Source organism: Treponema sp. Marseille-Q4130, from assembly GCF_014334325.1.
GTDB lineage: Bacteria > Spirochaetota > Spirochaetia > Treponematales > Treponemataceae > Treponema_D.
Genome location: NZ_JACSET010000009.1, coordinates 55,188 through 79,590, shown reverse-complemented (window position 1 = coordinate 79,590; position 24,403 = coordinate 55,188). Strand labels below are relative to the sequence as shown.

At 50.2% G+C, this 24,403-nt stretch carries 21 protein-coding genes; 10 read left to right on the top strand and 11 right to left on the bottom strand.

The features are described 5' to 3' along the window. Position 1: 1 nt before the first annotated feature. Positions 2-1,171: a methionine adenosyltransferase gene (gene metK / locus H9I36_RS10340; RefSeq protein WP_187385279.1), complete on the bottom strand. Its 1,170-nt coding sequence runs from the start codon at positions 1,169-1,171 to the stop codon at positions 2-4. A gap of 116 nt (positions 1,172-1,287) precedes the next feature. On the opposite strand from metK, the gene H9I36_RS10335 reads away from it, so the two are divergent. Next, positions 1,288-1,602 carry an isoamylase early set domain-containing protein gene (locus H9I36_RS10335; RefSeq protein ID WP_187385278.1) on the top strand — a complete coding sequence of 105 codons (315 nt, stop codon included), beginning with the start codon at positions 1,288-1,290 and terminating at the stop codon, positions 1,600-1,602. A 119-nt stretch (positions 1,603-1,721) separates the two neighbouring features. Here H9I36_RS10335 and H9I36_RS10330 read toward each other — a convergent pair whose 3' ends face one another. After that, on the bottom strand, positions 1,722-4,718 hold the full coding sequence (locus H9I36_RS10330; RefSeq protein ID WP_187385277.1) for a DNA translocase FtsK: 2,997 nt from the start codon (positions 4,716-4,718) through the stop codon (positions 1,722-1,724). A gap of 187 nt (positions 4,719-4,905) precedes the next feature. On the opposite strand from H9I36_RS10330, the gene H9I36_RS10325 reads away from it, so the two are divergent. The 3 genes from H9I36_RS10325 (at position 4,906) to H9I36_RS10315 (ending at position 9,159) form a co-directional block, all read left to right on the top strand. Continuing rightward, a complete protein-coding gene (locus tag H9I36_RS10325; protein ID WP_370586968.1) occupies positions 4,906-5,832 on the top strand; it encodes an alpha-hydroxy-acid oxidizing protein in 927 nt (308 codons plus the stop codon). A 42-nt stretch (positions 5,833-5,874) separates the two neighbouring features. Further along, positions 5,875-7,791: a hypothetical protein gene (locus H9I36_RS10320; protein ID WP_187385275.1), complete on the top strand. Its 1,917-nt coding sequence runs from the start codon at positions 5,875-5,877 to the stop codon at positions 7,789-7,791. Between the two features lie 90 nt (positions 7,792-7,881). After that, a complete protein-coding gene (locus H9I36_RS10315) occupies positions 7,882-9,159 on the top strand; it encodes an O-acetylhomoserine aminocarboxypropyltransferase/cysteine synthase family protein (RefSeq protein ID WP_187385274.1) in 1,278 nt (425 codons plus the stop codon). Positions 9,160-9,236: 77 nt separating this feature from the next. On the opposite strand, the gene H9I36_RS10310 is transcribed toward H9I36_RS10315, so the two are convergent. Continuing rightward, on the bottom strand, positions 9,237-10,484 hold the full coding sequence (locus H9I36_RS10310; protein ID WP_187385273.1) for a Crp/Fnr family transcriptional regulator: 1,248 nt from the start codon (positions 10,482-10,484) through the stop codon (positions 9,237-9,239). A 65-nt stretch (positions 10,485-10,549) separates the two neighbouring features. Here H9I36_RS10310 and H9I36_RS10305 point away from each other — a divergent pair, with 65 nt between their 5' ends. The 6 genes from H9I36_RS10305 to H9I36_RS10280 all read left to right on the top strand — a co-directional run bounded on the left by H9I36_RS10305 (position 10,550) and on the right by H9I36_RS10280 (position 16,415). After that, positions 10,550-11,395, top strand: coding sequence for a PHP domain-containing protein (locus H9I36_RS10305; protein ID WP_187385272.1), 846 nt, complete (start codon positions 10,550-10,552; stop codon positions 11,393-11,395). Positions 11,396-11,541: 146 nt separating this feature from the next. Next, on the top strand, positions 11,542-13,470 hold the full coding sequence (locus tag H9I36_RS10300; protein WP_187385271.1) for an AMP-dependent synthetase/ligase: 1,929 nt from the start codon (positions 11,542-11,544) through the stop codon (positions 13,468-13,470). A 32-nt stretch (positions 13,471-13,502) separates the two neighbouring features. After that, positions 13,503-14,762 carry an aminopeptidase gene (locus tag H9I36_RS10295; RefSeq protein WP_187385270.1) on the top strand — a complete coding sequence of 420 codons (1,260 nt, stop codon included), beginning with the start codon at positions 13,503-13,505 and terminating at the stop codon, positions 14,760-14,762. Positions 14,763-14,869: 107 nt separating this feature from the next. Next, a complete protein-coding gene (locus H9I36_RS10290; RefSeq protein WP_255422727.1) occupies positions 14,870-15,076 on the top strand; it encodes a hypothetical protein in 207 nt (68 codons plus the stop codon). After that, positions 15,057-15,368: a YbjQ family protein gene (locus tag H9I36_RS10285; protein WP_187385268.1), complete on the top strand. Its 312-nt coding sequence runs from the start codon at positions 15,057-15,059 to the stop codon at positions 15,366-15,368. The genes H9I36_RS10290 and H9I36_RS10285 overlap by 20 nt, the downstream gene beginning before the upstream one ends. A gap of 135 nt (positions 15,369-15,503) precedes the next feature. Continuing rightward, complete coding sequence (locus H9I36_RS10280) at positions 15,504-16,415, top strand: hypothetical protein (RefSeq protein WP_187385267.1); 912 nt, start codon at positions 15,504-15,506, stop codon at positions 16,413-16,415. Positions 16,416-16,491: 76 nt separating this feature from the next. Here H9I36_RS10280 and H9I36_RS10275 read toward each other — a convergent pair whose 3' ends face one another. From H9I36_RS10275 to H9I36_RS10240, 8 genes are all read right to left on the bottom strand, one after another. Further along, positions 16,492-16,725, bottom strand: a complete 234-nt coding sequence (locus H9I36_RS10275) for a hypothetical protein (RefSeq protein ID WP_187385266.1) — start codon at positions 16,723-16,725, stop codon at positions 16,492-16,494. A 42-nt stretch (positions 16,726-16,767) separates the two neighbouring features. Next, entirely contained in the window at positions 16,768-17,898 is a 1,131-nt protein-coding gene (locus H9I36_RS10270; protein WP_187385265.1) for an ABC transporter substrate-binding protein, read from the bottom strand. Between the two features lie 87 nt (positions 17,899-17,985). Then, on the bottom strand, positions 17,986-18,771 hold the full coding sequence (locus tag H9I36_RS10265) for an ABC transporter ATP-binding protein (protein WP_187385264.1): 786 nt from the start codon (positions 18,769-18,771) through the stop codon (positions 17,986-17,988). After that, a complete protein-coding gene (locus tag H9I36_RS10260) occupies positions 18,768-19,781 on the bottom strand; it encodes a FecCD family ABC transporter permease (protein ID WP_187385263.1) in 1,014 nt (337 codons plus the stop codon). The genes H9I36_RS10265 and H9I36_RS10260 overlap by 4 nt, the downstream gene beginning before the upstream one ends. Before the next feature lie 20 nt (positions 19,782-19,801). Then, positions 19,802-20,884: an ABC transporter substrate-binding protein gene (locus H9I36_RS10255; protein ID WP_187385262.1), complete on the bottom strand. Its 1,083-nt coding sequence runs from the start codon at positions 20,882-20,884 to the stop codon at positions 19,802-19,804. 127 nt (positions 20,885-21,011) lie between these two features. Beyond that, complete coding sequence (locus H9I36_RS10250) at positions 21,012-22,202, bottom strand: nitrogenase component 1 (protein ID WP_187385261.1); 1,191 nt, start codon at positions 22,200-22,202, stop codon at positions 21,012-21,014. Further along, positions 22,199-23,485 carry a nitrogenase component 1 gene (locus H9I36_RS10245; protein WP_187385260.1) on the bottom strand — a complete coding sequence of 429 codons (1,287 nt, stop codon included), beginning with the start codon at positions 23,483-23,485 and terminating at the stop codon, positions 22,199-22,201. Before H9I36_RS10245 ends, H9I36_RS10250 begins: the two co-directional genes overlap by 4 nt. Further along, a complete protein-coding gene (locus H9I36_RS10240) occupies positions 23,485-24,267 on the bottom strand; it encodes a nucleotide-binding protein (protein WP_187385259.1) in 783 nt (260 codons plus the stop codon). Before H9I36_RS10240 ends, H9I36_RS10245 begins: the two co-directional genes overlap by 1 nt. Positions 24,268-24,403 lie beyond the last annotated feature (136 nt).

The following is a 24,403-nucleotide window of genomic DNA, read 5'->3' as shown; positions in this document are numbered from 1 at the left end:
ATTATGTCGCGGCGCGCTTCAGCGCATGGGTTTTATCGGTTTTTTCCCAGCTGAATTCGCTGCGTCCGAAATGCCCGTAGGCCGTCGTCGCTTCGTAGATCGGGCGTTTGAGATCGAGCGTTTTAACGATACCCGCAGGAGTACAGTCGAAGATTTCTTTTACGGCTTTCGTAATTTTTTCGACCGGTGTTTTTTCCGTACCGAAAGTATCGACCATAATCGACACGGGAAAGGGAACGCCGATCGCATACGCGAGTTCGATTTCGGCTCTGTCGGCGAGACCTGCGGCGACGATATTTTTTGCGATATAGCGCGCCATATAAGCTGCCGACCGGTCGACTTTCGACGGATCTTTACCGCTGAACGCACCGCCGCCGTGGCGACCCATACCGCCGTAGGTGTCTACGATGATTTTACGTCCGGTCAATCCCGAATCCCCCTGGGGGCCGCCGGTGACGAAACGCCCCGTCGGATTGATAAAATATTTCGTATCTTTGTCGAGCAAGCCCGTCGGCTCGAGCACGGGTTTTACAATCCGCTCGATTATCGTCTCTTTGATTTCGCCGTATTCGACCGAAGGATCGTGCTGATGAGAGACGACGACGGTATCGATCCGCAGGGGAACGTGTCCTTCGTATTCGATCGTCACTTGGCTTTTCGCGTCGGGGCGCAGCCAGGAGATCGTCTTGTCTTTGCGGAGTTCGGTCGCTTTTAAAAGCAGTTTATGCGCGTACGTGACGGGAGCCGGCATAAGTTCGGGCGTTTCGCTGCATGCGAATCCGAACATCATCCCCTGGTCGCCCGCTCCCTGCTGACCCGAGTATTCTTTGAGGCCTTTGCCAACGACGCCTTGATTGATGTCGGGTGATTGTTTGTGGATGACGTTGAGAACGGCCATAGAGTTGCAGTCGAGACCGTAGGCGGCATCGGTATAGCCGATTTTTTCTACCGCATCGCGCGCGATCCGTTCGATGTCGAGCGATGCTTCTGTTGTAATTTCACCGCCGACGAGTACCATACCCGTTGTCGCAAAAGTTTCGCATGCGACATGGCTTTCCGCATCTTTGGCGAGGCAGGCGTCGAGTACGGCATCGGAAATGCGGTCGCAAATTTTATCGGGATGTCCTTCGCCTACCGACTCGGACGTAAAGAGGTATCGTTTATTATTCATCGCAGAGCTCCGAAATATTTGTTTACTTATTAATGAAAGTATAGTATACTATTTGAAGCGGATTGACAACAGCTGTACGGCGGACCTTATAAAAAGTATAATGTGGAGGTGTTTCCATGGCATTAAAAAAATCATTTTCAAAAGACGGAAAAAAATGTACGGTCACGTTCACCGTACTCCCCGATGCGGCGGGCGCGGCAAAGACGATAAATATCGCGGGCGATTTTAACAGCTGGAGCAGCACCGAAACGCCGTTGAAAAAAAATAAAGACGGATCCTTTTCCGTCAAATTGGATCTCGACACGGACAGGGAATATCAATTCCGCTATCTCATCGACGGGCAACGCTGGGAAAACGACTGGCAGGCGGACAAATACATCCCCGCGCCGTATTCCAACGCGGACAATTCCGTCGTCATCACAAAAAAATAAAAACGCGGGAAAGCGGCTCACCGTGAGCGTTTTTCGCTGCAACGGCTGCCGTGTGTATTTTCCGGCAGCGGGGCTTTTGCAGATTTTGCGTGCTGTTGCGGGCAACTGAGATGCCGCCTTTACGGTACGTGAATGATTTCACGCGGTTTGCTGCCGTTGGCAGGACCGACGATACCCCGCGCTTCCATCTCTTCGACGAGACGCGCCGCGCGGTTGTAGCCGATTTTAAGCCTGCGCTGTATGTACGACGCTGACGCTTTTCCCGACTGTACGACGATGTCAAGCGCCTGGTTGTACAGGGGGTCTTCGCCGTCGAATAAACTCGGTTCCGCGCCTTCTTCGTCATCCGGCACAAAAATTTCTTCATCGATGTATTCCGGTTCTCCGTATTTTTTTACATGTTCCACGACATCTTCGACTTCCTGATCGCTTACGAAAGTGCCTTGAATGCGCACGGGAAACGGGTTGACGGCGCTCGAATAAAGCATATCGCCTCTGCCCAATAATTTTTCCGCTCCGACTTGATCGATGATGATGCGACTGTCCATTTTCGACGCGACCATAAATGCGATGCGCGCAGGGATGTTCGCCTTTATCAATCCGGTGATGACGTCGATCGAAGGGCGCTGCGTCGCGAGCACCAAGTGGATGCCGATCGCGCGGCTCATCGCCGCAAGCCGGGCGACCGTCGATTCGAGTTCTTTGCCCGTCGTCGCCATCAAGTCCGCAAACTCGTCGATGATCAGCACGATGTACGGAATCTTTTCCGTTGCGATGTGTTTTTCCTCGATCTTTTTATTGTAGCTCGCCACGTCGCGGCAGCCCATACCGTCCAAAAGCGCGTAGCGCCGCTCCATTTCGCACAGTGCCCACTGCAGCGCTTGAAAGGCTTTTTTCGATTCGGTGATGACAGGAACGAGCAAGTGCGGAATGTCGTTGTAAAGTTTCAGTTCGACGATTTTCGGATCGATTAATATGAGCTTTACTTCCTGCGGCGACCGCTTGTATAAAATCGAGAGGATCATGCTGTTGACGCACACCGATTTTCCGGAACCCGTAGCTCCCGCGATCAAAAGGTGCGGCGTTTTTACGAGGTCGATGATCTGCGGTTTTCCGAGAATGTCTTTTCCGAGGATGACGGGCACCGCCATCTTTTTGTATTCGCTCATATCCTTTTCGACGATTTCGCGAAAGCTGACGATGCTGCGCTCTTTGTTCGGTATTTCGATGCCGACCGCTTTTTTCCCCGGAATAGGAGCTACGATGCGGACGCTGCTTGCCGCAAGGCGCAGCGCGATGTTGTCCTGTAAGGCCGCGATCTTGCTCAGCTTAACGCCCGGCGCCGGAAGCAATTCGAACATCGTGACGACCGGTCCTTTTTTTATGCCGATGATATCAGCTTCGATATTGAATTCGTTGAGCGTTTCTTTGAGCTCTGAGGACGCAGCTTTCGTTTCGTCGTCGATGATCCAATATTGATCGTTTTTATATTCGGTTAATAAATCCGCAGGAACTTTATACGGTCCTTTCGGCTTCGGCTTTTTTACCGGTTCCGGCTTCGGCGGATCCGACTTTTCTGCTCCGTCGTCGCCCCTGAAAAAGTCTTCGAGCTCTTCTTTTGTATTTTTCGGTTCTACCGCCGACACGACGACCGCGTCTTGAATAACCGGAGTATCGACGGTAAGCGCATCGTTAAAATGCGATACGTTTTTGCGCACGTCTTCATCCATATCGCTGAACACGCTGCCTGCAAGATTACGGGGCATTTCCCGTTCGAGGGCATTGTCAGTCTCTTCGTCGCTTTCCGCATTCATATCGATGTCGAAAAAATCGGGATCGAGGGAAGCGCCGCTTTCTTCCGTCTGTGCGGAATCGTATGCGGAATGCAATGCCGTTTCCGAATCGGAAAAATCGTCGGAAAGGTTTTTCGCTTCGGAATCGGAAAAATCATCCAAGCGGTTTTCCGACTCCTCCATTTCTTCCGGCACATCTTCAACATCTGTCGGCGCAATGTCCGTCGCTTTCGTTTCCGCATCGAGAAAATCATCGGAACGGTTTTCACTCATTTCTTCGGCATCTTCTGTCGGCGGGATCTCCGTTGCTTTCAAGTCCGTCGGCGCGTCGATTTTTTTTGTACGCTCTGCATTTTCTCTTTCCCAAAAGGGTACGTCGCCCGTTTCTGAAAATGCGTCGTCTCCATCATCCGCTTGCCGAGCGCCGGAATCGTTTCCCGGAAACGTATCCGACCATGCGATCTCTTCGATGTCGTCGAGCGGCGCCTCGTCTCGTGCGGTGAGCGCGGTGAATTCCGCTTCCGAAATGACCGATGCCGCATCGTCGTTTTGTTTATCTTCATCGAAGATGCTTTCAAACGGAGAGGCGAGATCCTCGCTCATGCGCTCGTGTCCGTCGTTTGTTCGGGCGGTATTGTCTGCGCCGGCGGTCTCTTCGGCGAGTTTATTGATCTCTCGGCCTGCCGTATACGCGTCGTCTTCGCGGGCCGTTTCGTTTGCATGAAGAGTTTCGCTTGCTGCGGCTTCCCTTGCGACAACTTCGCCGCCTGCCGCACCCTTTGCCGTGCCGGTATCGTTTACATCGTGGAAATCATCGAGCTCGTCGATATCCCTTTCCGACGGTATTTTCTTTTGCGGGATTTTTTTGAAACCGGCGCTCCTTGCCGCGTCCTCGATTTTATCCGCAATGATGCCCGCCCCGAGCCATTCTATGACGATGAGCACGGCACCGAGCGCAATCGTGACGCCGATCTTTATGCTGGTAAAATCGGAACTGAACTCCGCGATCGATTTGCAGATATTTTCGGTAATCACGGCGGTAAAAAACGGAACGACTGCTGTCAAAAGCCGCATCGTTTTACGCCTTGTCCATTTTCCCGAAAAGCACGCCATCGCCGCACAAAATAAAAAAACGGGAACGAGTACGCTTGAAAATCCGTATACCGAAAAGAGCATGGCGCCGAGCAAAAACAAAACGGTGCCGAAACCTGCATCATATGCGATAAAATCGAAAGGTTGCAGCATGAGCGAAACGGAAAAAAAAGCTGCAAGCAGCAGCAAAAGCATACCGGCAGCATATTTCGGCTTATTCAAACGTTCCATCGATACTCCCGTAAACCGTGTGCGGGAAGCCGCAGCAAAAGGCAGCCTCCTTCACTTTTGCGATACGGCGCGGCAGTGAAAGATCGCAGCGTATCGTTATTCGTTCTAAAGTATCGGCAGATTTTTCGCTCCGTTTTAGTGGAAAACTTCGGTCGTTTTGTATATAATGCCGGAACAGGTGGGTATTGTGGCAAATCGATTTGAATTCAAATGTGCCGTGTGCGCCGTGTGTGACGGAAGGGGCTGCATCGGACAGATGCCCGGTATGGGCGGCGTTAATAATAATAAAAATTTCAAACTTAATTTCGAAGGTTGGAAAAAACTCCGCCGACAGGCGGCGGCGGACGGAACGCTCGGCGCGATTTTATCGACACCGGTCGACGCTTCCGCCGTGCGCGCGGGACCGGTTACCGGTGCCGTGCAGAATATCGGCTTTGAAAAAGAAGAATATTTTTATCTGCCGTATTTTTCCGGAGCGAGAAATGCGGGGATCGCCGTGTGCGTCGGGGACGGGTACCCCGATTATAAGCTGCACTACGGGCTCGATGCGGTGCGGAAATTGCAAAAAATCGAACCGGAGTTGAAAGCGGCCGTATTTTTAAAACCTTATCCGAACGAAAAACTTTTTGAGCGCATTGCGGCAGCCGAAGATGTCGCGGACATTATCGGAAACGATATCGATTCGTACAATATCGCAACGATGCGGGATCTCGTGCATTTGGAAAAGAAAACGCCTGAGCAGATCGCGGAAATCAGAAAGAGAGTCGGCGTGCCGTACGCGATAAAAGGAATTTTTTGTAAAGAAGATATCGAGCTCGTAAAAGCCGTAAAGCCCGATATCGCGTTTATTTCGAATCACGGCGGCCGTATCGATACGCGCGAAGGAAGCACTGCGGAATTTTTGGCTGCGTACGGGGCGGAGCTGAAAAAATACTGCGGTTCACTTTGGGTTGACGGAGGCGTCAGAACGCGTCATGATATACAGACCGCACTGTTTTACGGAGCATCCCAGGTCATCATAGCGCGTCCGCTTATCGCCGCCCTCGTTTCGGACGGCATCGGCGGTATGGTAAAAAAAATCGATGAAATTATCATCGGTGAGACCGGCGATTGAGTTTTATAGGGCTTTGTTGTATAGACAATATCAGGGGTTTTTATGAAGCGATTGTTATGTATTGCTGTTTGTGCCGTACTGTTTGCAGCTTCGGGGTCGATGATCTTCGCGCAGACCTATGCGGCTGTTCCCGTTGAGCATCCGATCTATGCGATTATCGCACAGGCGGAACTGCGCGGCCTCTGCCGTCCGCTTTCGAAAGTAAAGCCCTATTCGGAAAAAACGATTATAAGCGCGATCAATGAAATCATCGCTTTTTCCGACGCAGCCGATTCTCCGCTCCTGACGAAAACGGAAAAAGAAATCCTCTACGATACGCTCGAATCGTTTAAGCGGAAGCCCGGCAGGGACAATATGCGCGGCGCATATTATTATGAAGGAAAGGGAAAGATTCGCACTACGGTCGATGTCACGTTTAAAGCGGACGTCTTTGTTTCCGGCGGCATCTATACCGATAAAAACGACGATCAGTGGGGCTTTACGATTCATCCGACCGTTTCGCTCCGCGGCGATTTCGGAGAACATCTTTCCTACGATTTCAGTTTGTTCGGAAATATATCGCGCGCCGTGCTGCAAAATCAGGGAACGTACAGTATCGGAAAGTGGTGGTATACGGAAACCGAAGACGGCAGCGGCGAAAGGTACATCAAAACCTATACGAATAAAGCGTTTTTCCCGTTTTCGCATCACAAAACGTGGGACGGCTCCATGTATAAGGTCGCCGACTTATCGGCAAACGGTCTTGAAGGCTGGTGCGACGACGGTGCGCTCGGTTTCGGAATCAATTCGGAAATGGCGGCGGCTTTTCTCGACGATAAAATCTTCCTGCGCTTCGGGCGCATCTACCGTGAATGGGCGGCGATGGACAAAGGCTCAAGCCTCGTGTTCAGCAATTACGCGCACCCCTTTCTCGCTTTTGAAGCCGAACTTTCACCGTTCAAATGGTTTTCGCTTTCTACGCTTACCGGCATCCTCGAATTTCCGAACAGCGATTATATCGTCGGCGATATCTACAAGAGTACGACGCATTATACGAAGTATGATACCGAATCGATTTTTCAAAACGCGTATTCGATCGCGATGATCGAATGCAATTTCAAATACGTGCACGCAGACTTCGGCACGACGGTCATCTGGCCGAAGCGCATCGAACTGGGCTATCTGTATCCGCTCATGGATAAAGTTTTTTATCAAAACAATATCGGCGACTTGGACAATATCGCGCTGTTCGGAAATATTTCGTTTACGTATCCGAAAATCGGTAAAGTGTGGGCGTCGCTCTTCCTCGACGAATTCAACGGTTTGAGCCGTTCGACCGGTTTGCTCGGCGATTTTATCCACGCGACGCGCGATATGTACGCGACGCAGGTCGGCGTAAAAGCGAATGTGCCGCTGCTGCCGTTTATGACGGTCGCATGCCGATACACGAAGATCGAACCCTATTGCTACACGCACCACGGTATCAACTACACGCCGTGGTATTCGCACTATATTTCGGAAGCCTATATGACCGCAGGCGAAAACATCGGCTATTATCTTCCGCCGAATTCGGACGAACTGAATGTCCGCGTCGAAGCATCTCCGCTCGCCACGCTTAAAGCGCATATAGAATATCAATTTATCAGACACGGTGCGGAATACGGGAATCAGGCGGTACGCGGTAGCTCTCAGTATTCGGAGCTCGATCCCGATGAGCGCGAGAGTATGCGCAAATATTTTTTGCACGACGGCGCGTACCAGTGGTTTCACATCGTAAAAATCGGCGGGGAATATTCGCTTCGCAAATTTAAAGTGCCGCTTACGATATACGGCGACGTCGGATTCGTCTACAGTTATTTTACCGTAATCGACCGACCGACACCCGTAAACGAAAAGCGCGACTATCACGTTGCGGATACAAGCGAATATCCGACGGAGTTCGGCGCTATCGTTTCCGGCGGAGTGCGCTTGTATTTTTAAAATGCGTGTGCTGCCGTCGGTATGCAATCGATTTGATCGCGTGCGGCGCGCGCAGTATTTTTATATTGACAATAATCATAGGAGCAAATTATGAATATCGAAACGAAATGTCTGCATTCGGGTTATGAGCCGAAAAACGGCGAGCCCTGCGTTATGCCGATCGTACAGAGTACGACGTATAAATTCGATTCGTGCGATCACATCGCCGCTCTCTTCGACAAGCCGACGGAATATATATATTCCCGGATGGCGAATCCGACCTGCGATGCCGTTGAAAAAAAGATCGCGGATCTTGAAGGCGGCGTCGGGGCTATGCTGACGTCGAGCGGACAGGCGGCTTCCCTCCTTTCGATTCTGAACCTGTGCTCGGCCGGCGACAGCTTTATCGCAAGTTCGGCGATTTACGGCGGCTCGACAAATCTCTTTTGCTTTACGCTCAAAAAGCTCGGCATCGAATGCATCCAAGTTCCCGCCGCTGCCGATTACGATACGATTATCAAAGCGTTCAAACCGAATACGAAAGCGGTGTTCGGAGAAACGCTCGCAAATCCTTCGCTTGCGGTATTCGATTTCGAAACCTGGGCGAAGGCAGCTCATGCGCGGAACGTACCGCTCATCATCGACAATACTTTTGCGACGCCGATACTTTGCCGCCCCTTCGAATGGGGAGCGGACATCGTCGTTCATTCGACGACAAAATATATGGACGGCCATGCAGTTCAGTGCGGCGGCGTCATTGTAGACGGCGGCAATTTCGATTGGGAAGCGGTGTACAAAGCGAGCGGTTTTTTTGCGGATTTTTGCGAACCCGATCCGAGTTATCACGGTCTCACCTATACGAAAGAATTCGGAAAAGCGGCGTATATCGTCAAAGCGCGGACGCAGCTCATGCGCGATTTCGGTTGTTATCCGTCGGCGCATTCGGCGTTTTTGTTGAATTTGGGGCTTGAAACGCTGCCGCTGCGGATGAAACAGTATTGTAAAAATGCGCTCGCGCTTGCCGAGTATTTCAAAAAAAGCGATAAGATCGCATCGGTGACGTACCCCGCGCTCGCGGGAGACGCAAATCATGCGCTTGCAAAAAAATATTTGCCCGAGGGGACGAGCGGCGTCATTGCGCTCAGCATCAAAGGCGGGCGAGCGGCTGCAGTGCGCTTTATGGATTCTCTTTCGCTTGCAACCGATGAAGTTCACGTCGCCGATATCCGTACCTGCGTGCTCCATCCCGCCTCTTCGACGCACCGGCAGCTCACAGACGAACAGCTTGCGGCGGCGGGAATCGACGGCGGCTTGGTGAGATTCAGCTGCGGACTTGAAAACGTCGAAGATATCGTCGCCGATGTCGACCGCGCGCTTCGGGCGGTGTGATGAGACCGGTTTGCACTATGGCGTAAACGCAAGGGGCTGTCCAAAAAGAAAGGACAGCCCCTTTTTCAATTTATTAATTATTTTTGTTCCGAAAGACCGCTTCGCGTATCGACGATGCGCTTCATATCGGCGATATTGTCTACGATGATGTAGCTGTCGTACACTTCGATTTTTCGCTTTTCAACAAATTTATTAATTTCATCGCGCGTCGCTTCCGGTGACAGTCCCGCCCAGTGCGCCACATCTCCTGCCGATACGTTGAACTTCCGCTGCCGGTCGTTCGCGTTTGCCGAAGGATTCATTTCGTCGAACATGAGGAATACGTCTGCGATACGGGCCTGCACGTCTTTGATCGCGAGCGTGCGCAGGCGGCGCCGTTGGTCGTAGATGCGCTTGCAAAAAAGTTTTAATAAGATGATCGCGATTTGGGGATTGCCCATGATGAGCAGTTCGAAATTTTCTTTGTTGAATTCGAGACATTCGACGTTGCCGATCGCGACGCAGGTTGCCGAACGCGGGGAATTGTCGAGGATGGCCATTTCTCCGAAAAATTCTCCGGGCTTCATGATATCGAGATTTTTCTTTGCGCCGTTTACGCATTTGACGAGCTGCACGCGCCCCGACTGAATGAGGTAAAAACTGTTGCCCGGTTCGAACTCGCTGATGATGACGTTGCCCGGTTTATACTGCTTTGCAAAACGCTTGAAAGCGGGAAGTGCAAACTGTTTCAGAGCGCCGGAAGCTTCTTCGTCTTCTTCGGGTGCATCGGTACTTTTTGTTTTTTCTTTTATCTTCGTGTTGCGCAGTTTCGCATCGGCGTATAATTTTGCGACTTCGTCTTTTTTTGCGGTGTTCGGATAGAGCGATAAAAATTTGACGCAGATATCGCAGCACGAAAGATACTCTTCGTCGTTGTAAAAACTTTTTGCGACCGCGATCATACCTGTCTGCTGGTCTTCCGGAACATTGTTAAGAATCGCTTCGGTTTTTTTGTGTATGAGGCGCAGCTGGTTCGAAAAGACGCGCAGCATTTTCATGATGATCTGTTTGTTGCTGCTGAATATCTGTTCGAATTCTTGAATAGTCAGGGCGATCGTAACGCAGTCGGTAAGCGCGGTTGCCGTCTCTTCTCGAGGGAAACGACCGAGTGCGGATTTGACACCGAAAAACTCGCCGTTTTTTACCTGCTCGGTAACAGGCTGATGAGTTTCCACATCTGTCGTCGTAAGGACGAGAATACCTTTTTGCAGGATAAAAATTCGCTCGTCTTTATCCCCTTCAAAGTAAACGATCGATCCTTTTGTATATTGCATCGCTTTAGGCATACAAGATCCCCTGGTACATTACACTATTATATCATAAATCGTCTATTTATGCTATGCTCTTTAGGATGATTGATTTACATATTCACTCCAACGCATCCGACGGTCAATACCGCCCTGCCGAGCTTGTCGAAAAGGCTTGTGAAAGCGGTATTTCCGTCCTTGCGCTGACGGATCACGATACGATAACAGGGCTTTCGGAAGCTGCCGCCGAAGCCGAAAAGCGGCATATTACCTTTATACGGGGTATCGAGATTTTCGTGGAATGGCCGACCGGCGAATTTCACTTGCTCGGACTCGGTTTTACGCATATTTCGCCGTCCTTGAGAGAGCTGGTCGATTTTTTGCAAAAAAAGCGTACCGAACGGAATCTTCGGATAATCGCTGAAATGCGTGAAGCGGACATCGATGCGTCGTACGATGAGCTTTGTTCGCTTTTCCCCGACAGTTCCATAGGCAGACCGCACTTTGCAGAATACCTCAAGTACAAAAAAATCGTAAAGGATAATCGGGAAGCGTTTGAAAAATATCTCGGAAAAGGTAAGCCTTTTTATGCCGAGCGTTCAGGCGTAAATCTCGACGAAGCGATAGAGGCGATCGTCGATTCGGGAGGAGTGCCGGTCATCGCGCATCCGCTGTCGCTCTACGTGTCGTGGGGGCATCTCGATACGATTTTGGAGGACATACACGGCCGCGGCGTCGAAGGGCTTGAAGCCTATCATCCTGGGGCGAGCGGGCATGACTGCAAACGCCTCGAATCGCTTGCACGCGAGCACGGCATGTTTGCCACGGCAGGAAGCGACTTCCACGGTGAAAAAATCCGCGCCGATCGGAAACTCGGTCACACCGCCGACGGCAAAAAAATAGACGATCGATTTTATTACGAAGAACTGCTTCCGCACTTGGGAACGTAGAGGCGTTTTCTATGCACTACCGTTCACGGATCGATTCTCCGTACGGTTGTATGATTGTCGGCAAGTGCGCAGCGTCCGTTGCGCGCCGTTCAGATGCTCACCGTTCAGATTGACGCATTTCGTTTTTTACCGTTATACTTCCCATTATGGAACAAACGCTCCCGAAAATGCTGAAAAAAACCGCCGCCGACTTTCCCGAAATCGCGGCGCAATATTCGAAAAACGCCGAAGGCGTATTCGAGCCGGTATCGTACCGGGAACTGTATGAAACATCTCTCGATTTTGCCGCCGCCTTAAAGCAGCTCGGCGTCGTGCGCGGCGAAGCGATCGGTCTCATCTCCGACAACCGCAAAGAATGGGAACAGGCCGACATGGGGATCATGGCGCTCGGTGCCGTAGACGTTCCGCGCGGCTGCGATGCGACGCTTATCGACTTGCAGCAGATTTTGTCGTTTACGGAATGCGCTGTCGTCATTGCGGAAAACGCCGCGCAGATTAAAAAAATCGTTTCCGTAAAGAGCGAACTGCCGCATCTGAAAACGCTCATTTCTTTTGAAGACGTCGCAGACGACATAAAAGCCGACGTAAAAAAAGCGAAAATCGATTTATTGTTTTTTAATAATTTATTGAACGAAGGGAAAAAATACAATATCGAACACAGGGCGGAGATCGAAGCCGAACTCGAAAAGGGAGAGTGGAACGATACGGCGTGCATCATCTTTACGTCGGGTACGACGGGTATGCCCAAGGGTGTCGAACTTTCGCACGGCAATTTTTTGACTCAGCTCGACGAACTGCAGGAACGCATCTATTTGAATCCGGGCGACCGCGCGTTGTGCGTGCTTCCGGTGTGGCACGTGTTCCAGCGCCTGTGCGAATACGTCATCATGATCCAAGGAGCGGCTCTCTGCTATTCGAAGCCGGTCGGAAGCATCCTTCTCGCCGATTTTCAAAAGGTCAATCCTCATCTTATGCCCGCCGTTCCGCGCGTATACGAAGCGATCTATGACGGCATCAACCGTAAGATGCGCAAAACGGGCGGCTTCGTTTATATGCTGTTCCGATTTTTTGTCGGCGTCGCGATTTTGCATTCACGCATCGACAGGCTCCTCTTTCGAAAAAACGTGCGCTTCGGACCGGACTATATCGGTGCTCTGTGGGCCCTCCTCGTCATCCCGTGGCTTTTGCTCTATCCGCCCAAATTACTCGGGGATGTGCTCGTGTTTCGAAAAATCAAATCGATGCTCGGAAAAAACTTCCGCGCGGGCGTTTCGGGCGGCGGCGCCTATCCGCGCAATATCGACGAATTCTTTTGGTCGATCGGCGTAAAGATCGTCGAAGGCTACGGCTTAACGGAAACCGCGCCCGTCATCTCCGTGCGGCCGATAGCCGATCCCGTATTCGGCAACGTCGGCTCTCCGATACGCGGCGTTAAAGTGCGCATCGTCGATCAGGACGGCTACGTGCTCGGACGCTGCAAACAGGGCATCGTACAGGTGAAAGGCGGTACGGTGATGAAAGGCTACTACAAGCGTCCCGATTTGACGGCAAAAGTGATGACCGTCGACGGCTGGTTCGATACGGGCGATATCGGTATTCTTTCCATTCACGACGAAATCGTTTTAAAAGGCCGCATGAAAGATACGATCGTGCTCCGCGGCGGCGAAAATATCGAACCGCTTCCGATCGAACAAAAACTGCAGGAATCGCGCTTTATCAAAGCGGCCGTCGTCGTAGGGCAGGACGAACGTTACCTCGGCGCGCTTATTCTGGTCGATGAGGACGAAGTAAAAGGCTACGCCGCGGAAAACGGCATCCAATACGATACGTACGAAAATCTGCTCGCATCCGAATACGTTCAAACGCTGTACGCGGGAGAAATCAACGGGCTTATCAATTCGAAAAACGGATTTAAGATGTTCGAGCGGATCAATAAATTCGTTCTTATCACAAAGCCCTTTGAAGTCGGCGTCGAACTTTCGGCAAAGCAGGAAATCATGCGTTTCAGAATCGGCGAAATCTACGCTAAAGAAATCACTTCGCTGTTCGCTCAGGATCCGAAAACGGATATGTGACGGACACGATATATTTACAGAGGAAATTGAATATGAAAGACGTACTGCCGGCGGAGATCATCGTACGCGATGTGTGCCGCGTAAAAAAAAGCGAGCGAGTGCTCATCGTTGCAAATCCCGAAACGAATGTGATTGCACAGGATTTATTCGAGTCGGTAAAAAAAGCAGGCGGCGAGCCGGTGCTTGTATTTCAAAGCGCAAAAAAATCCTTCGATAACGCATCTCCTGAAGTGCTCGCCTCTATCGCGACGAATCCCGACTTGTGTTTTTCCGTGTCTTCTTCAAAGCTCGGAAAAGATCCCGAGGCATCGGCGCATCCCTATGTCGACAAAACGGGTACGAAATTCATGCACATCTTCGACTTTTTGCTGAGCGGGAAAAAATCGATGCGCGCCGTGTGGATGCCGGGCATCACGCAGGAGATGTACGAGCGCGCGGTGCAGATCGATTACAAAGAGCTCGCCTCTCGCTGTGCGGCGTTGAAAAAAGCGTATGAAAAAGCTGTCTCCGTTCACGTTACTTCTCCCGGCGGAACGGATGTCGTCGTTCCGGTTGCGGGGCGAAAAGCGATGGAAGATGACGGAGATTTTTCGAAAGCGGGTACGGGCGGAAACATCCCCGCGGGAGAAGTGTTTATCAGCCCCGTCGTCGGTACGGGAGGCGTGCAGGACGAGGGAAACATCCTCGATAAAATCAAGCAAAAGATCGGCGCTCAGGGCGATGCCGAAGATGCGGGAACCGCCGGCGAGCAGGGCGGAGCGGAAGGGAAGGGCGCACAAGAGGCCGGCGAGCGGGCTGAAGAAAAAAGCGTGCAGACCGCATCCGGCACGAACGGGAAAATCGTATTCGACGGTTCTATGTCGTTCGGTGACGGGGACGCGCTCCTTGAAACACCGATCGTTGTGCAGGTTTCCGACGGTTTTGTGACCGACATAGACGGCGGAGACGAAGCCGCGCGTCTGAAAAAAACGATCGCCGATGCGGAAGCGAAATCGCTCGCGATGGAAAAGGAAGGAAAGCTGCCCGAAGGACAAGGAAGCGTGTACCGCAGAAATGCACGCAATATCGGAGAGCTCGGCATCGGCTTAAATCCGGCCGCCGTCATCACGGGGAATATGCTCGAAGATGAAAAAGCGTTCCGCACCTGTCACTTTGCGATCGGAGAAAATTACGACAACGATGCGCCGGCTTTGATTCATCTCGACGGCGTTGTACGTGAGCCGACGATAGAAATAACTTACGAAGACGGCTCGAAGCGGACGATTTTGCAAAACGGCGAACTCGTGCTGTGAGTCTTGTTATCGGGAGCAGCTCGAAAAAGTAATCGATTTGTGAAACAACCTCTTGTAAAGTTGTATACGATGTGTTATCGTAAGTTATGCATCCGCATACAAAAAAAATGATTGCACCCATAGTAATCGTTTTTTTGACTGTAGCATATTATGCCGCATTCGGCGTATTTTTTGTAAAATTCGCTACGCCGCTCATATTTAAACTCATCGGAATCATTGTTCCCGCCGCACTTTCGGCAGCTTTTATATGGCTGCTTGTCCAGCGTATAAAAGAAATTAAAGGAGGAGAAGAAGATGATCTTGGTAAATACTGATTACGTTTCCGGCAAAGATTTGGAAACGATCGGTTTGGTAAAAGGAAGCACTATCCAGTCCAAAAATATCGGCAAAGACATTTTGCAGGGCTTAAAGACGATAATCGGGGGCGAATTAAAAGGCTATACGGAAATGATGAACGAAGCGCGTGCCCTTGCAACAAAGCGTATGGTACAGGAAGCCGAACAGATGGGCGCCGATGCCGTTGTAAACATTCGCTATTCGTCTGCCGCGATTATGCAAAACGCCGCCGAAGTTATCGCATACGGGACTGCTGTAAAGTTCAAATAAGCGCTTTAGTGCGCGAAAGCGCACACGTGTATCCGCGAGTTTTCGAAAGAAAACTCGAAATTAAATTGAACGGCGCTATTTCAGACTCTCAATTTAAACCTTCGTCCCGCTCGCTACCGAGTAAAGAACTGAATCATGTTCAAGAAAAAAGTTTTATTGTTTATTTTTTTTATTTTTGAACTTTTTTTATATGCTGAAAATTTTCATTACGTTGCCGAAAAAAACGTTGCCGTATTTTTTCGAGATGAAGATTTAATGCTGTCGTTAGATAATAAAAAAATAATAAGAAAAGATACGGTAGTGAATTTAGATTGCGAAAAGTGCAGAATTCGATTAACCGATAAAAATAATCAAAACAAATTACTTTCCCTTGTGTATGACAGTACTATATACGAAGGATTTATTCCAATAAAAAATCTCAAGATAAAAGATTGTAACGAAGTTCTCCCTGAATCGATAATTTCAGCAGAGGAAATCGGCATAGCGAAAAAATATGTGCCTTCATATTTTCTTGAAGTATTAAAAAATAAAGACCCGTCAATAATAAAAAAATATGATTACAAATATGCATTGGAAAATCAAAATCCCGATATACAGGAAGAAACTGAAGAATATATAGCATTGGCTTTAGAAGAAGATCGGTTTTATGTCGTTATCAGCAATATGGGGCTGAGATTCCATAACGACAATTCTTTTTTGTTCAATAAAATTGAAAAAATATCCGACACCGTATATCGTTGTACGGGATACGGTGTTCCTTCATACAGCAGAGATTTAATAGACGAGGCTGACTGGGATTCATATTTTTCGTATGATCAAATAGATTCAAATGAATATGAATCGTTGATTTTGAAAATCGACGGCGATTTTATACGCATTTACAGCGAAAATCAAAAAAAAGATTTAATCACCTATGTAAAAATATCCGACGATGTAGAGGCGCAGCTTATAAATCTGTTTAATCATAAAGATTGTAATATCGAAAAACTGAATTGGCCGCGCCACGCCGACGGCAGCGGCGATCGGGAAACGGAGGCGCGGCTGTAATCCGGCAACGTACGCTTTCGTTCAAGCGATCGCAATCCGGCAAACGCTGCAGCATTTTTACGCGCCGCAACCGGTATTATGCGGTTTCGGTTTCCGCCTCGCCCGATTCGGGAGCAGGAGCCGCTTCCGCGTTTTGATTTACCGGTGCCGCTTCGACTCGCCGCTTCTTTTTCCGCTTGGGCTTTTTCGTATAATTTGCGACAAAGACTGCGAAGTCCATCACCAAAAATACGGCGATCGCCGTGCCTATGACGCGCGCGTCGGTGAGCACGGATTTAGCGAGTGAAAGCGTCGAAAAAATATCTCTCATACTGCAATTATCGGCGCTTTCCGTGCACAGGATGATCGATCCTTAGGCGCCTCTCGTTCCTGCCGCACCCTTCGAATCCTGATTGTACATACGGTTTATCTGCTCGTCGGTCAAATCGATATTATACATATCTTTAAAATACGACTTCACTTCCTTTTCGACGTCGATATCGCCGAAGAGTTCGGGGTACACTTTTTTTGCGATCCAGTACAGCGTTACCGGCGTGTCCGCACTCGGCGTATAACTGCGGTACGTTCCGAGCGGCATTTTGTATACGGTTCGGTTTTGTACCGCTTTGATCGGCGACCAATCATAATTCGCCGTCCTGTTGTTATACAGATCGTCGGCCGTCTGGGAGGTAAAATTGGTTATTAAAATGATATCGGGATTCCACTTGTATATCTGTTCCATATTGATGACGGCGTTGCTGTTTTCAGCGCCTACTTCTTCCGCAACGTTTTTCGCACCGACGGCGTCGCACCAAAACTGTCCGAAAAAACGTTTGCCGCTCGTCACGATAGTTTTTTCATTACACATAAACAAAAACAGCACTTTTTTGCGGTCGTTTTCGGGGATGGACGAAACGCGGGACTGAATCGTTTCGTAGACTTTTCGGCTGTATGCGCTCACCGCGTCTTTTTTATCGTTTTCCGGAAAAACCTGACTGAGTACGTCGATCCATCCGTCGTAGGTATCGAGAATATTGTAATTCCATTTGTTGACACTGACGGCGACGGCGGCGAGTCCCGCCTTTTTGATTTCCTCTTTTTGCTGCGAACGGTGCGCCGTTGTAAAGACGACGTCGGGTTTGAGCGCGAGCACTTCTTCGACGTTCAGCGTATCGTTTGCAAGAAAGTGCGAATCGATATTCAAATACGACGGGAAAAGTTCTCCGAGCAGTCCCGCTTTTGCAGCCCCTATCGATGCGGGCGGAATGCCGACGAGGCGGTCGGGACTTCCCAAAAATACCGTGATGACGGACGGAAGCGGCCACACGCCGACAACGACGGCGCGATTGACCTTTGCGGGGATGACGACGCTTTCGTCGTCGTGATCGATAACGGTGCGCGTTGCCGCCTCTTTCGCAGCGCCCGACTTCGAGCAGGAAATGGCGAAGGTCGAAAGCGCCAGGCACGCGAAAAGCGTTCCGATACGGACAATATTCTTTTTCATAATTCCTCCAAAAAAACTTTTGCGGAAAGTTACAACTTTCGAAAAAGTTTTTAGCAGTGCGCGAAAGCGCACGCGTTTTTCCATAATTCACACTAAATACAGCGGGACGACGTCCTTGTATTTTGTGTTTTGATATTCGAACTCGTTGATGTGTACTTGCACGCTGAACGTCTTTTTCATCGAATCTTCGGTGATGACTTTTTCGATCGCGCCGCTCGTGCTTTCACCGTCCCTGTTCAGAATGAGCGCTTTGTCGGCGATCTTCATCGCATGAGCGGGATAGTGCGTGTTCACGACAGCCGAAATATGCCGCTCTTTTGCAAGACGGTAAATCGTATTTAAAATTATCAATTGATTTTTAAAATCCAAATTCGATTCAGGCTCGTCGAATACGAGCATTTCGGGTTCTACCGCAAGAGCGCGCGCGATAAGTACCATCTGCAGTTCACCTCCGCTCATTTCGGTGCAGAGCTTATCGCGGAGAGATGCGATACCCGTGTCTTCCATTGCGCGAAGGGCAATGCGTTTGTCTTTTTCATCCGGCTGTTCGAAAGTGCCGAGGTGAGCGCTTCTGCCGAGCAGCACCATGTCGAAGGCGGTAAAACCGAACGCGACACCTTTCGCCTGCGGAACGTATGCGATGCGCCGCCACAGATCTTTTTGTCTCCAGCTTTCAAGCGCTCTCCCGTCGATAAGGGTTTCGCCCTCATCCCATTTTAATAATCCCATCATGCATTTGAGCAGCGTCGTTTTACCGACACCGTTCGGACCGAGTATGCACAACACTTCTCCGCTTTCGACGGAAAACGAAATGCGATCGAGCACGCGCTCGGTACCGTAGGCGAACGAGCCGCCCCGTACGGAAAAAGTCATGTCCACGAACCTCCCGTTTTTCGTAATAGCGCGATAAAAAACGGCGCGCCGATAACCGCCGTCAAAATCGAAATCGGGATTTCGGCCGCACTCATGCTTCTTGCAAATGTATCGATAACGATAACGAAGACCGAACCCAAACTGATGCTTATGGGAATTACGGTGCGATTGTTGCTGCCCATGAGCATACGCGCCATGTGCGGAACGAGCAAGCCAACCCAGCCGATCGAACCGCACATCGACACGGCGGACGCGGTGATAAGAGATGAGGCGACGATGACGAGCAGGCGCATCACGCGGATATTCATTCCCATCGAACGCGCTTCGTCTTCGTTCAGCGATAAAATATTGAGCCGCCAGCGCAGCAAAAAGATGATGAGCGTTCCCGTAACGATAAACGGAAGACCGAGCAAAAGCGTTTTATAGCTTGCGCCCGACATACTGCCCATAAGCCAATACGTGATCGACGGCAAAATATCCTGCGGATCGGCGGCGTATTTGACGAGCGACACAAAGGCTTGGAAGAGTGCCGAGACGACCATGCCCGAAAGCACGATCATGACGACCGAACTGCGTCCGCGGAATCGTCCCACCGAATACGTGACGGCGCAGGCGACGAGTCCGAATACAAGAGCTGAAAGCTGCACGACGATCAAATTGCTTCGAAAAAGAAGTGCCGATACCGCACCGAAGGATGCGCCGCTTGCCACTCCGAGCGTGTCGGGCGTCGCGAGCGGATTCGTAAATAAACCCTGAAACGCGGCACCCGCGCAGCTTAAACCCGCTCCGACAAAAGCCGCCAAAATGATGCGCGGCAAGCGGACGCTGAAGATGACGGAGCGTTCAACCGCAGTTATCTCCGCCTTCGTCACGCCGGAAAAGAGGATGCGCACCGTATCGAAAACGCCGAGCGCATAGCGCCCGAATCCGAGACAGATGAGGGCGGTAAAAAGCGGCAGCACGGCGAGAGCTGCAAAGATGATTTTGCGCTGCCCTGCAGTATAATTCATAATTGCGTTTTCCTTTTCGTTTACAAACCTGCGGCGGATCTCGACGGATGATAAATCGTATGGAGGTCGCCGGAAGTGAGCGTTATTCCGTAGAAATCCTTATAATAATCGACGATGATTTTATCGAGGTCGTAGTCTTCAAATAATTTCGGCTGGATCGTCTTTGCAAGGAATACGAGCGAAAGCGGCGAATCGGACGACGGCGGACACCAGCGGTACATGCCGAGCGGAAATTTATACACTTGTTTTTTTTGTACAGCGCTCACGCTCGACCAGTCGTTGCCGTCGACAATGCCGTCGTCGAAATCTTCGGGAAGTTTGGTATTGAAATTTGTTAAAATCACGATATCGGGATTCCATGCGTAAATCTGTTCCATATTGAGTTCCACCACTCCGCCTTCCGACTTCGCAGCATTGATCCCGCCTGCCGTCGTAATCCAATATTCAGGAAACATCTTTTTTCCGTAGGTCGTAATCTTTCCGTTATCGTACGAATAGATGATCATCGCACTCGGCTTTTTTTCTTCGGGGATCGAAGCGATACGCGCTTTGACGTCGCGTTCGATTTTTCTTCCGTACTCGATAAGCTTTTTCGAACGATCCGTTTCACCGAGCACTTTTGCCAAAAGATCGATCCACGCCGCATAGGTTTCGATCGTATTGAACTTCGCAATCGACGTTGAAAAGCCGACGGCGGGGATTCCCGTTTTATCGAAAATCGCTTTTGACGATTTCGCTCCGGCATTGTAAAAAATGACATCGGGTTTGAGCGCCATTAATTCTTCCGCGTTGATGACGCCGCCCTTTTCGAATCCCGTCTTCGCGTTTGCAATTTCGGGATACGCTTTTACAAGAAACGATGCTTTTGCAGCCGCCATGGAACTGGCAGGAATTCCGACGAGTTTTTTTGCGGAATCCGCATACAGACAATAGACCGAAGGCAGCGGATAGAGACTTGCGATAACAATTCTGTTGATTTTATTCGGTACTTCAACGGTATTGCCCGCGTGGTCGACAACGGTATGCGTTTTCGGCGCGGCAAAAGCACGCGATGCCGTAAAGAGACAGAGTACGGCACAGACTTTTATGATCATCTTTTTCATATATCCTCCTATTGATTTTATGTATCAATTCTCAGTTTACTCAAAAATAAAAACCGATAATGCTCTCTACCGTAAAATTATCAATTACCCATTAACAATTAATAATTTTCTCTTCACCGATTACCGATCATCCTTCGGCGATTTCAAAAAGAAAGCGCGTCATGTCATCGCCTATGACGCACTTCGTGTCGTCCCAGCACACTTTGCTCGAAACGGCTACGTGCGGCAAACCGTGAAACCTGACGGAAGAATCTTTTATCAATTCTCCGACAAGCGGATCGGCTACGATATCGGTGTACGAACCGCCGTTTACAAGATCCATGAGTTCCCGTTCGCACACGGCTTTATGATCGCATGTTTCGGCGTATTCCGGAAACGAATTGAAAAGGTATGCCGCTTCTATGTCCGCCGTTCGAGAAATACGCCTGAGTTCGTTTCGAATCGAACATGCCGTAACCTGCTCTCCCGCAATCAAAATCCGTTTGTGCGAGGTTTGCGCCGCATTCGCTTTCGAAGCGATTTCCCATACGCTCCCCGAATCGCTTTTTTCGCCGGAAAGAAAGCGCCGTACGGCCGTAAGCATCGCCTTTCCGTCTCCGAGCGGAACGCCCGCAATGTAGGGAATGCGATACACCCTTTCCATATATTTTGCGATTTCGATCCCCGCATACGAAAGCGCGACGTTCAAGGCCGCAGAGGGGCTGCGTTTCAAATCGTCGAGCGAAAGTCCCATCGAAAGGCTTGCAATGATTTCAATACCGCTTTTTTCAAACAGGGCGCGTACAGCTTCTGCGTTTCCGCTGTTGCCGAAATCGAGCGGCGTCAAGCCGAGGAGATTGATCGCATTGTTTTGCTTTTCACAGCGCTTTGAAGCCGGAGCGAAACGCTTTAAAAGCGCGATCGTCCCCATGGAGACGCCTTTATCGTAAAACACCGTACCCTTCGTGTCGAAGCCGAACGACGGGATCCCCGTCGCTTTTTCCACTTCCGAAGCGATGCCGTCGTAATCCGTACCGATGACCATGGGAACGGGACTTCCGAGCAGCGCGATAAAAGCGGGTTGTAAACTTTCGGCGGCTTCAATCATCCGTTTGACAAGTTTTTTATCGTTTCCGAGTACCGCGTCCATATGGCGCAGCCCCGAGCAAAACACGATCGATTTCGAATTCATCCAGCGAGGTTCATCGTATCCCAAATAATTTCCCGTGCAGCCGGACGCATCGTGGATAACGATCATACCTCCGAGCTCAAAGAGCGAAGAAGCGACTCCCGAATAATCGGGCGCGAAGGGCGGCAAAACCAAACACAAATTATTCATATAATAAGCTTTGCCTCCCTGATCATTTCGGCGACATCGGCTCGGCGGGCATTTGCGCTCCGCATCATTTCCATAAGGCGGACGACGCCTGAAAAACCGAAATTGCCCTCGTCGTCCATGATGTTGACGACCTTTTCCGATCCGGTCATATAGCCGCAGTCGAAACCGATGCACAAACAGTCGGAGTACGATCGGTACGCGAATTTCGGAGAGTCGTGATGCAGCGGACTTGCAATTTCCAAATGAGGAGCGTGCGTTTTAAGCCACTCGAAACTTTCTTTTTCAAACGGAAGGATTTTATCGACGGCGAGCAGCTTTACCGTAAACCCGTAAGAGATGAGCGTCTTCGCGAGCGCACACGGCTGCTTTACCGCTTGAAAATCGATCGCGACGGGCGTACCGTCTAAAAAAGCCGCGGTTTCACGGAGAGATGCTTTTGCATTTTCATAATCGCGCTCGATGTCAAACGATACGTTCATACCCGCATCGGAAAGTTTTTTCGCGAGCTCTCCGTACATATCTTTTATGCCGTCGGGATCGTAGGTGACGTACGACAAAAAATACGGAATGCCCGGATTTTTTTCCATATCGCGGGCGGCAAAAGCCGCGGCGGGAGAGAGTACGATATTCATACCGCTCGTCCGCATCGCATAGTATTCGTCGAATGTTTTGCATTCGCTTATATGGCGTACGCGGATACCGTTGTCGCCCATGATGCGGTAGAGTTCGGAACCGGCTACCGGAAGCACATTGTTTCCGATGAGATTTACATAGTTTTTAAAGTGTTCGGCTTCTTTTCCGTCGGGAGAAGAGAGCAGACTGTACATATTTCGATTCAGCGACACGAGCGGCGGAAGCGGCGTATCCGATTGAATCGGATTCATGTGGCAGGAACGGAAAAGGACGTCCGGATATGTTTGCTCAAGTTTTTCATCGAGCGCCGCATGATCGGTGCCGAGCATATCGTCAAGACAGGACACGAATAAAAACAACACGCGCGGCTTTTTTTTCAAAAACGCAAAAAGTTCTTCGATTGCGCTGAAAACCTGTGCTTCGTAATCGCCGGAGACGATCTCTTTTTCGCCGATAAAAAGATAGGATACTTTATCCTTTACACCGTTGATGATTCCTCCGAGCGCGCCGTGTCTGCCGCAGGCGAAGGGAGAAACGAAAAGCATATACACTTCCGGTACGAGGGCGGCGACGCGGATGACGCCCCAGCCGCCGTGAGCGGGGGATTCGTAGTGCAGCGTCGTCGTAAAACAGGCTGAACGGCACTCCATTACGCGACTCCGTTTTCAAGAGCGACGTCTTCACTTCGCGCAAGGATTTCTTCGGCGAGCTTTCGATAACAATCGGCCTGATGCGATTCCGGAAAGGCTTCGATCACCGTCTTGCCCTGATCTTCGGCTTGCTGTACGACGCCGTCGCGCGGAATGACGGAAACGACACTGCCGCCGATTTCTTTCAGCGCTTCGTTTACGGTTTCGAGTTCGTTTTCAACGTTACGCGAATTGAGGATGACGCCGGAATACCGTGCATAACCGCGAGAGCCGAAATTCGAAATAGCGTGTGCGATGTTCGAAGCCGCATACAGCGACATCATCTCGCCTGAGGTAACGATAAACACGTCGCGCGCATAGCCGTTTCGGATCGGCATCGCAAAGCCGCCGCATACGACATCTCCGAGAACGTCGTAAAATACGATATCCGGCCGGTATGTCGTATACGCTCCGAGTTCTTCCAATTTATCGAATGCGGTGATGATGCCACGTCCCGCGCAGCCGATGCCCGGAGTGGGTCCTCCCGCTTCCACACACAGAATGCCGTTAAAGCCCTTAAACACGATATCGTCAAGGTGCAGTTCGGCTTCTTCGTCTTCGCGCAGCCGATCGAGTACCGTCACGATCTTTTTTCCGCCCATAAGGTTTTTTACGGAATCGGATTTCGGATCGCAGCCGATCTGCATCACTTTATATCCCATCGTACTCAGCGCGGCAGACAGATTCGACGTTGTCGTCGATTTTCCGATACCGCCTTTTCCGTAAATTGCAATTCTTCTCATGAACATACTCCACCAGTGTAAATAATTAGCAGTTGCTAACGATATTCTTTTCCGCCGATCCTGTCAAGCCGATGATTGCTTGCTGATGTATGATTGTACAGATGATGATTGTTCTTGTATCTTTTATCCGTACTAT

Bases quoted from the DNA above. Each gene is read 5' to 3' on its own strand.
- H9I36_RS10310 (WP_187385273.1), bottom strand. From the start codon at position 10,484: ATGCCTAAAGCGATGCAATATACAAAAGGATCGATCGTTTACTTTGAA.
- H9I36_RS10275 (WP_187385266.1), bottom strand. From the start codon at position 16,725: ATGAGAGATATTTTTTCGACGCTTTCACTCGCTAAATCCGTGCTCACC.
- H9I36_RS10295 (WP_187385270.1), top strand. From the start codon at position 13,503: ATGAAAGACGTACTGCCGGCGGAGATCATCGTACGCGATGTGTGCCGC.
- H9I36_RS10290 (WP_255422727.1), top strand. From the start codon at position 14,870: ATGATTGCACCCATAGTAATCGTTTTTTTGACTGTAGCATATTATGCC.
- H9I36_RS10335 (WP_187385278.1), top strand. From the start codon at position 1,288: ATGGCATTAAAAAAATCATTTTCAAAAGACGGAAAAAAATGTACGGTC.
- H9I36_RS10300 (WP_187385271.1), top strand. From the start codon at position 11,542: ATGGAACAAACGCTCCCGAAAATGCTGAAAAAAACCGCCGCCGACTTT.
- H9I36_RS10265 (WP_187385264.1), bottom strand. From the start codon at position 18,771: ATGACTTTTTCCGTACGGGGCGGCTCGTTCGCCTACGGTACCGAGCGC.
- H9I36_RS10285 (WP_187385268.1), top strand. From the start codon at position 15,057: ATGATCTTGGTAAATACTGATTACGTTTCCGGCAAAGATTTGGAAACG.
- H9I36_RS10280 (WP_187385267.1), top strand. From the start codon at position 15,504: ATGTTCAAGAAAAAAGTTTTATTGTTTATTTTTTTTATTTTTGAACTT.
- H9I36_RS10315 (WP_187385274.1), top strand. From the start codon at position 7,882: ATGAATATCGAAACGAAATGTCTGCATTCGGGTTATGAGCCGAAAAAC.
- H9I36_RS10305 (WP_187385272.1), top strand. From the start codon at position 10,550: ATGATTGATTTACATATTCACTCCAACGCATCCGACGGTCAATACCGC.
- H9I36_RS10245 (WP_187385260.1), bottom strand. From the start codon at position 23,485: ATGGAGTGCCGTTCAGCCTGTTTTACGACGACGCTGCACTACGAATCC.
- H9I36_RS10330 (WP_187385277.1), bottom strand. From the start codon at position 4,718: ATGGAACGTTTGAATAAGCCGAAATATGCTGCCGGTATGCTTTTGCTG.
- metK (WP_187385279.1), bottom strand. From the start codon at position 1,171: ATGAATAATAAACGATACCTCTTTACGTCCGAGTCGGTAGGCGAAGGA.
- H9I36_RS10255 (WP_187385262.1), bottom strand. From the start codon at position 20,884: ATGAAAAAGATGATCATAAAAGTCTGTGCCGTACTCTGTCTCTTTACG.
- H9I36_RS10250 (WP_187385261.1), bottom strand. From the start codon at position 22,202: ATGAATAATTTGTGTTTGGTTTTGCCGCCCTTCGCGCCCGATTATTCG.
- H9I36_RS10270 (WP_187385265.1), bottom strand. From the start codon at position 17,898: ATGAAAAAGAATATTGTCCGTATCGGAACGCTTTTCGCGTGCCTGGCG.
- H9I36_RS10240 (WP_187385259.1), bottom strand. From the start codon at position 24,267: ATGAGAAGAATTGCAATTTACGGAAAAGGCGGTATCGGAAAATCGACG.
- H9I36_RS10320 (WP_187385275.1), top strand. From the start codon at position 5,875: ATGAAGCGATTGTTATGTATTGCTGTTTGTGCCGTACTGTTTGCAGCT.
- H9I36_RS10260 (WP_187385263.1), bottom strand. From the start codon at position 19,781: ATGAATTATACTGCAGGGCAGCGCAAAATCATCTTTGCAGCTCTCGCC.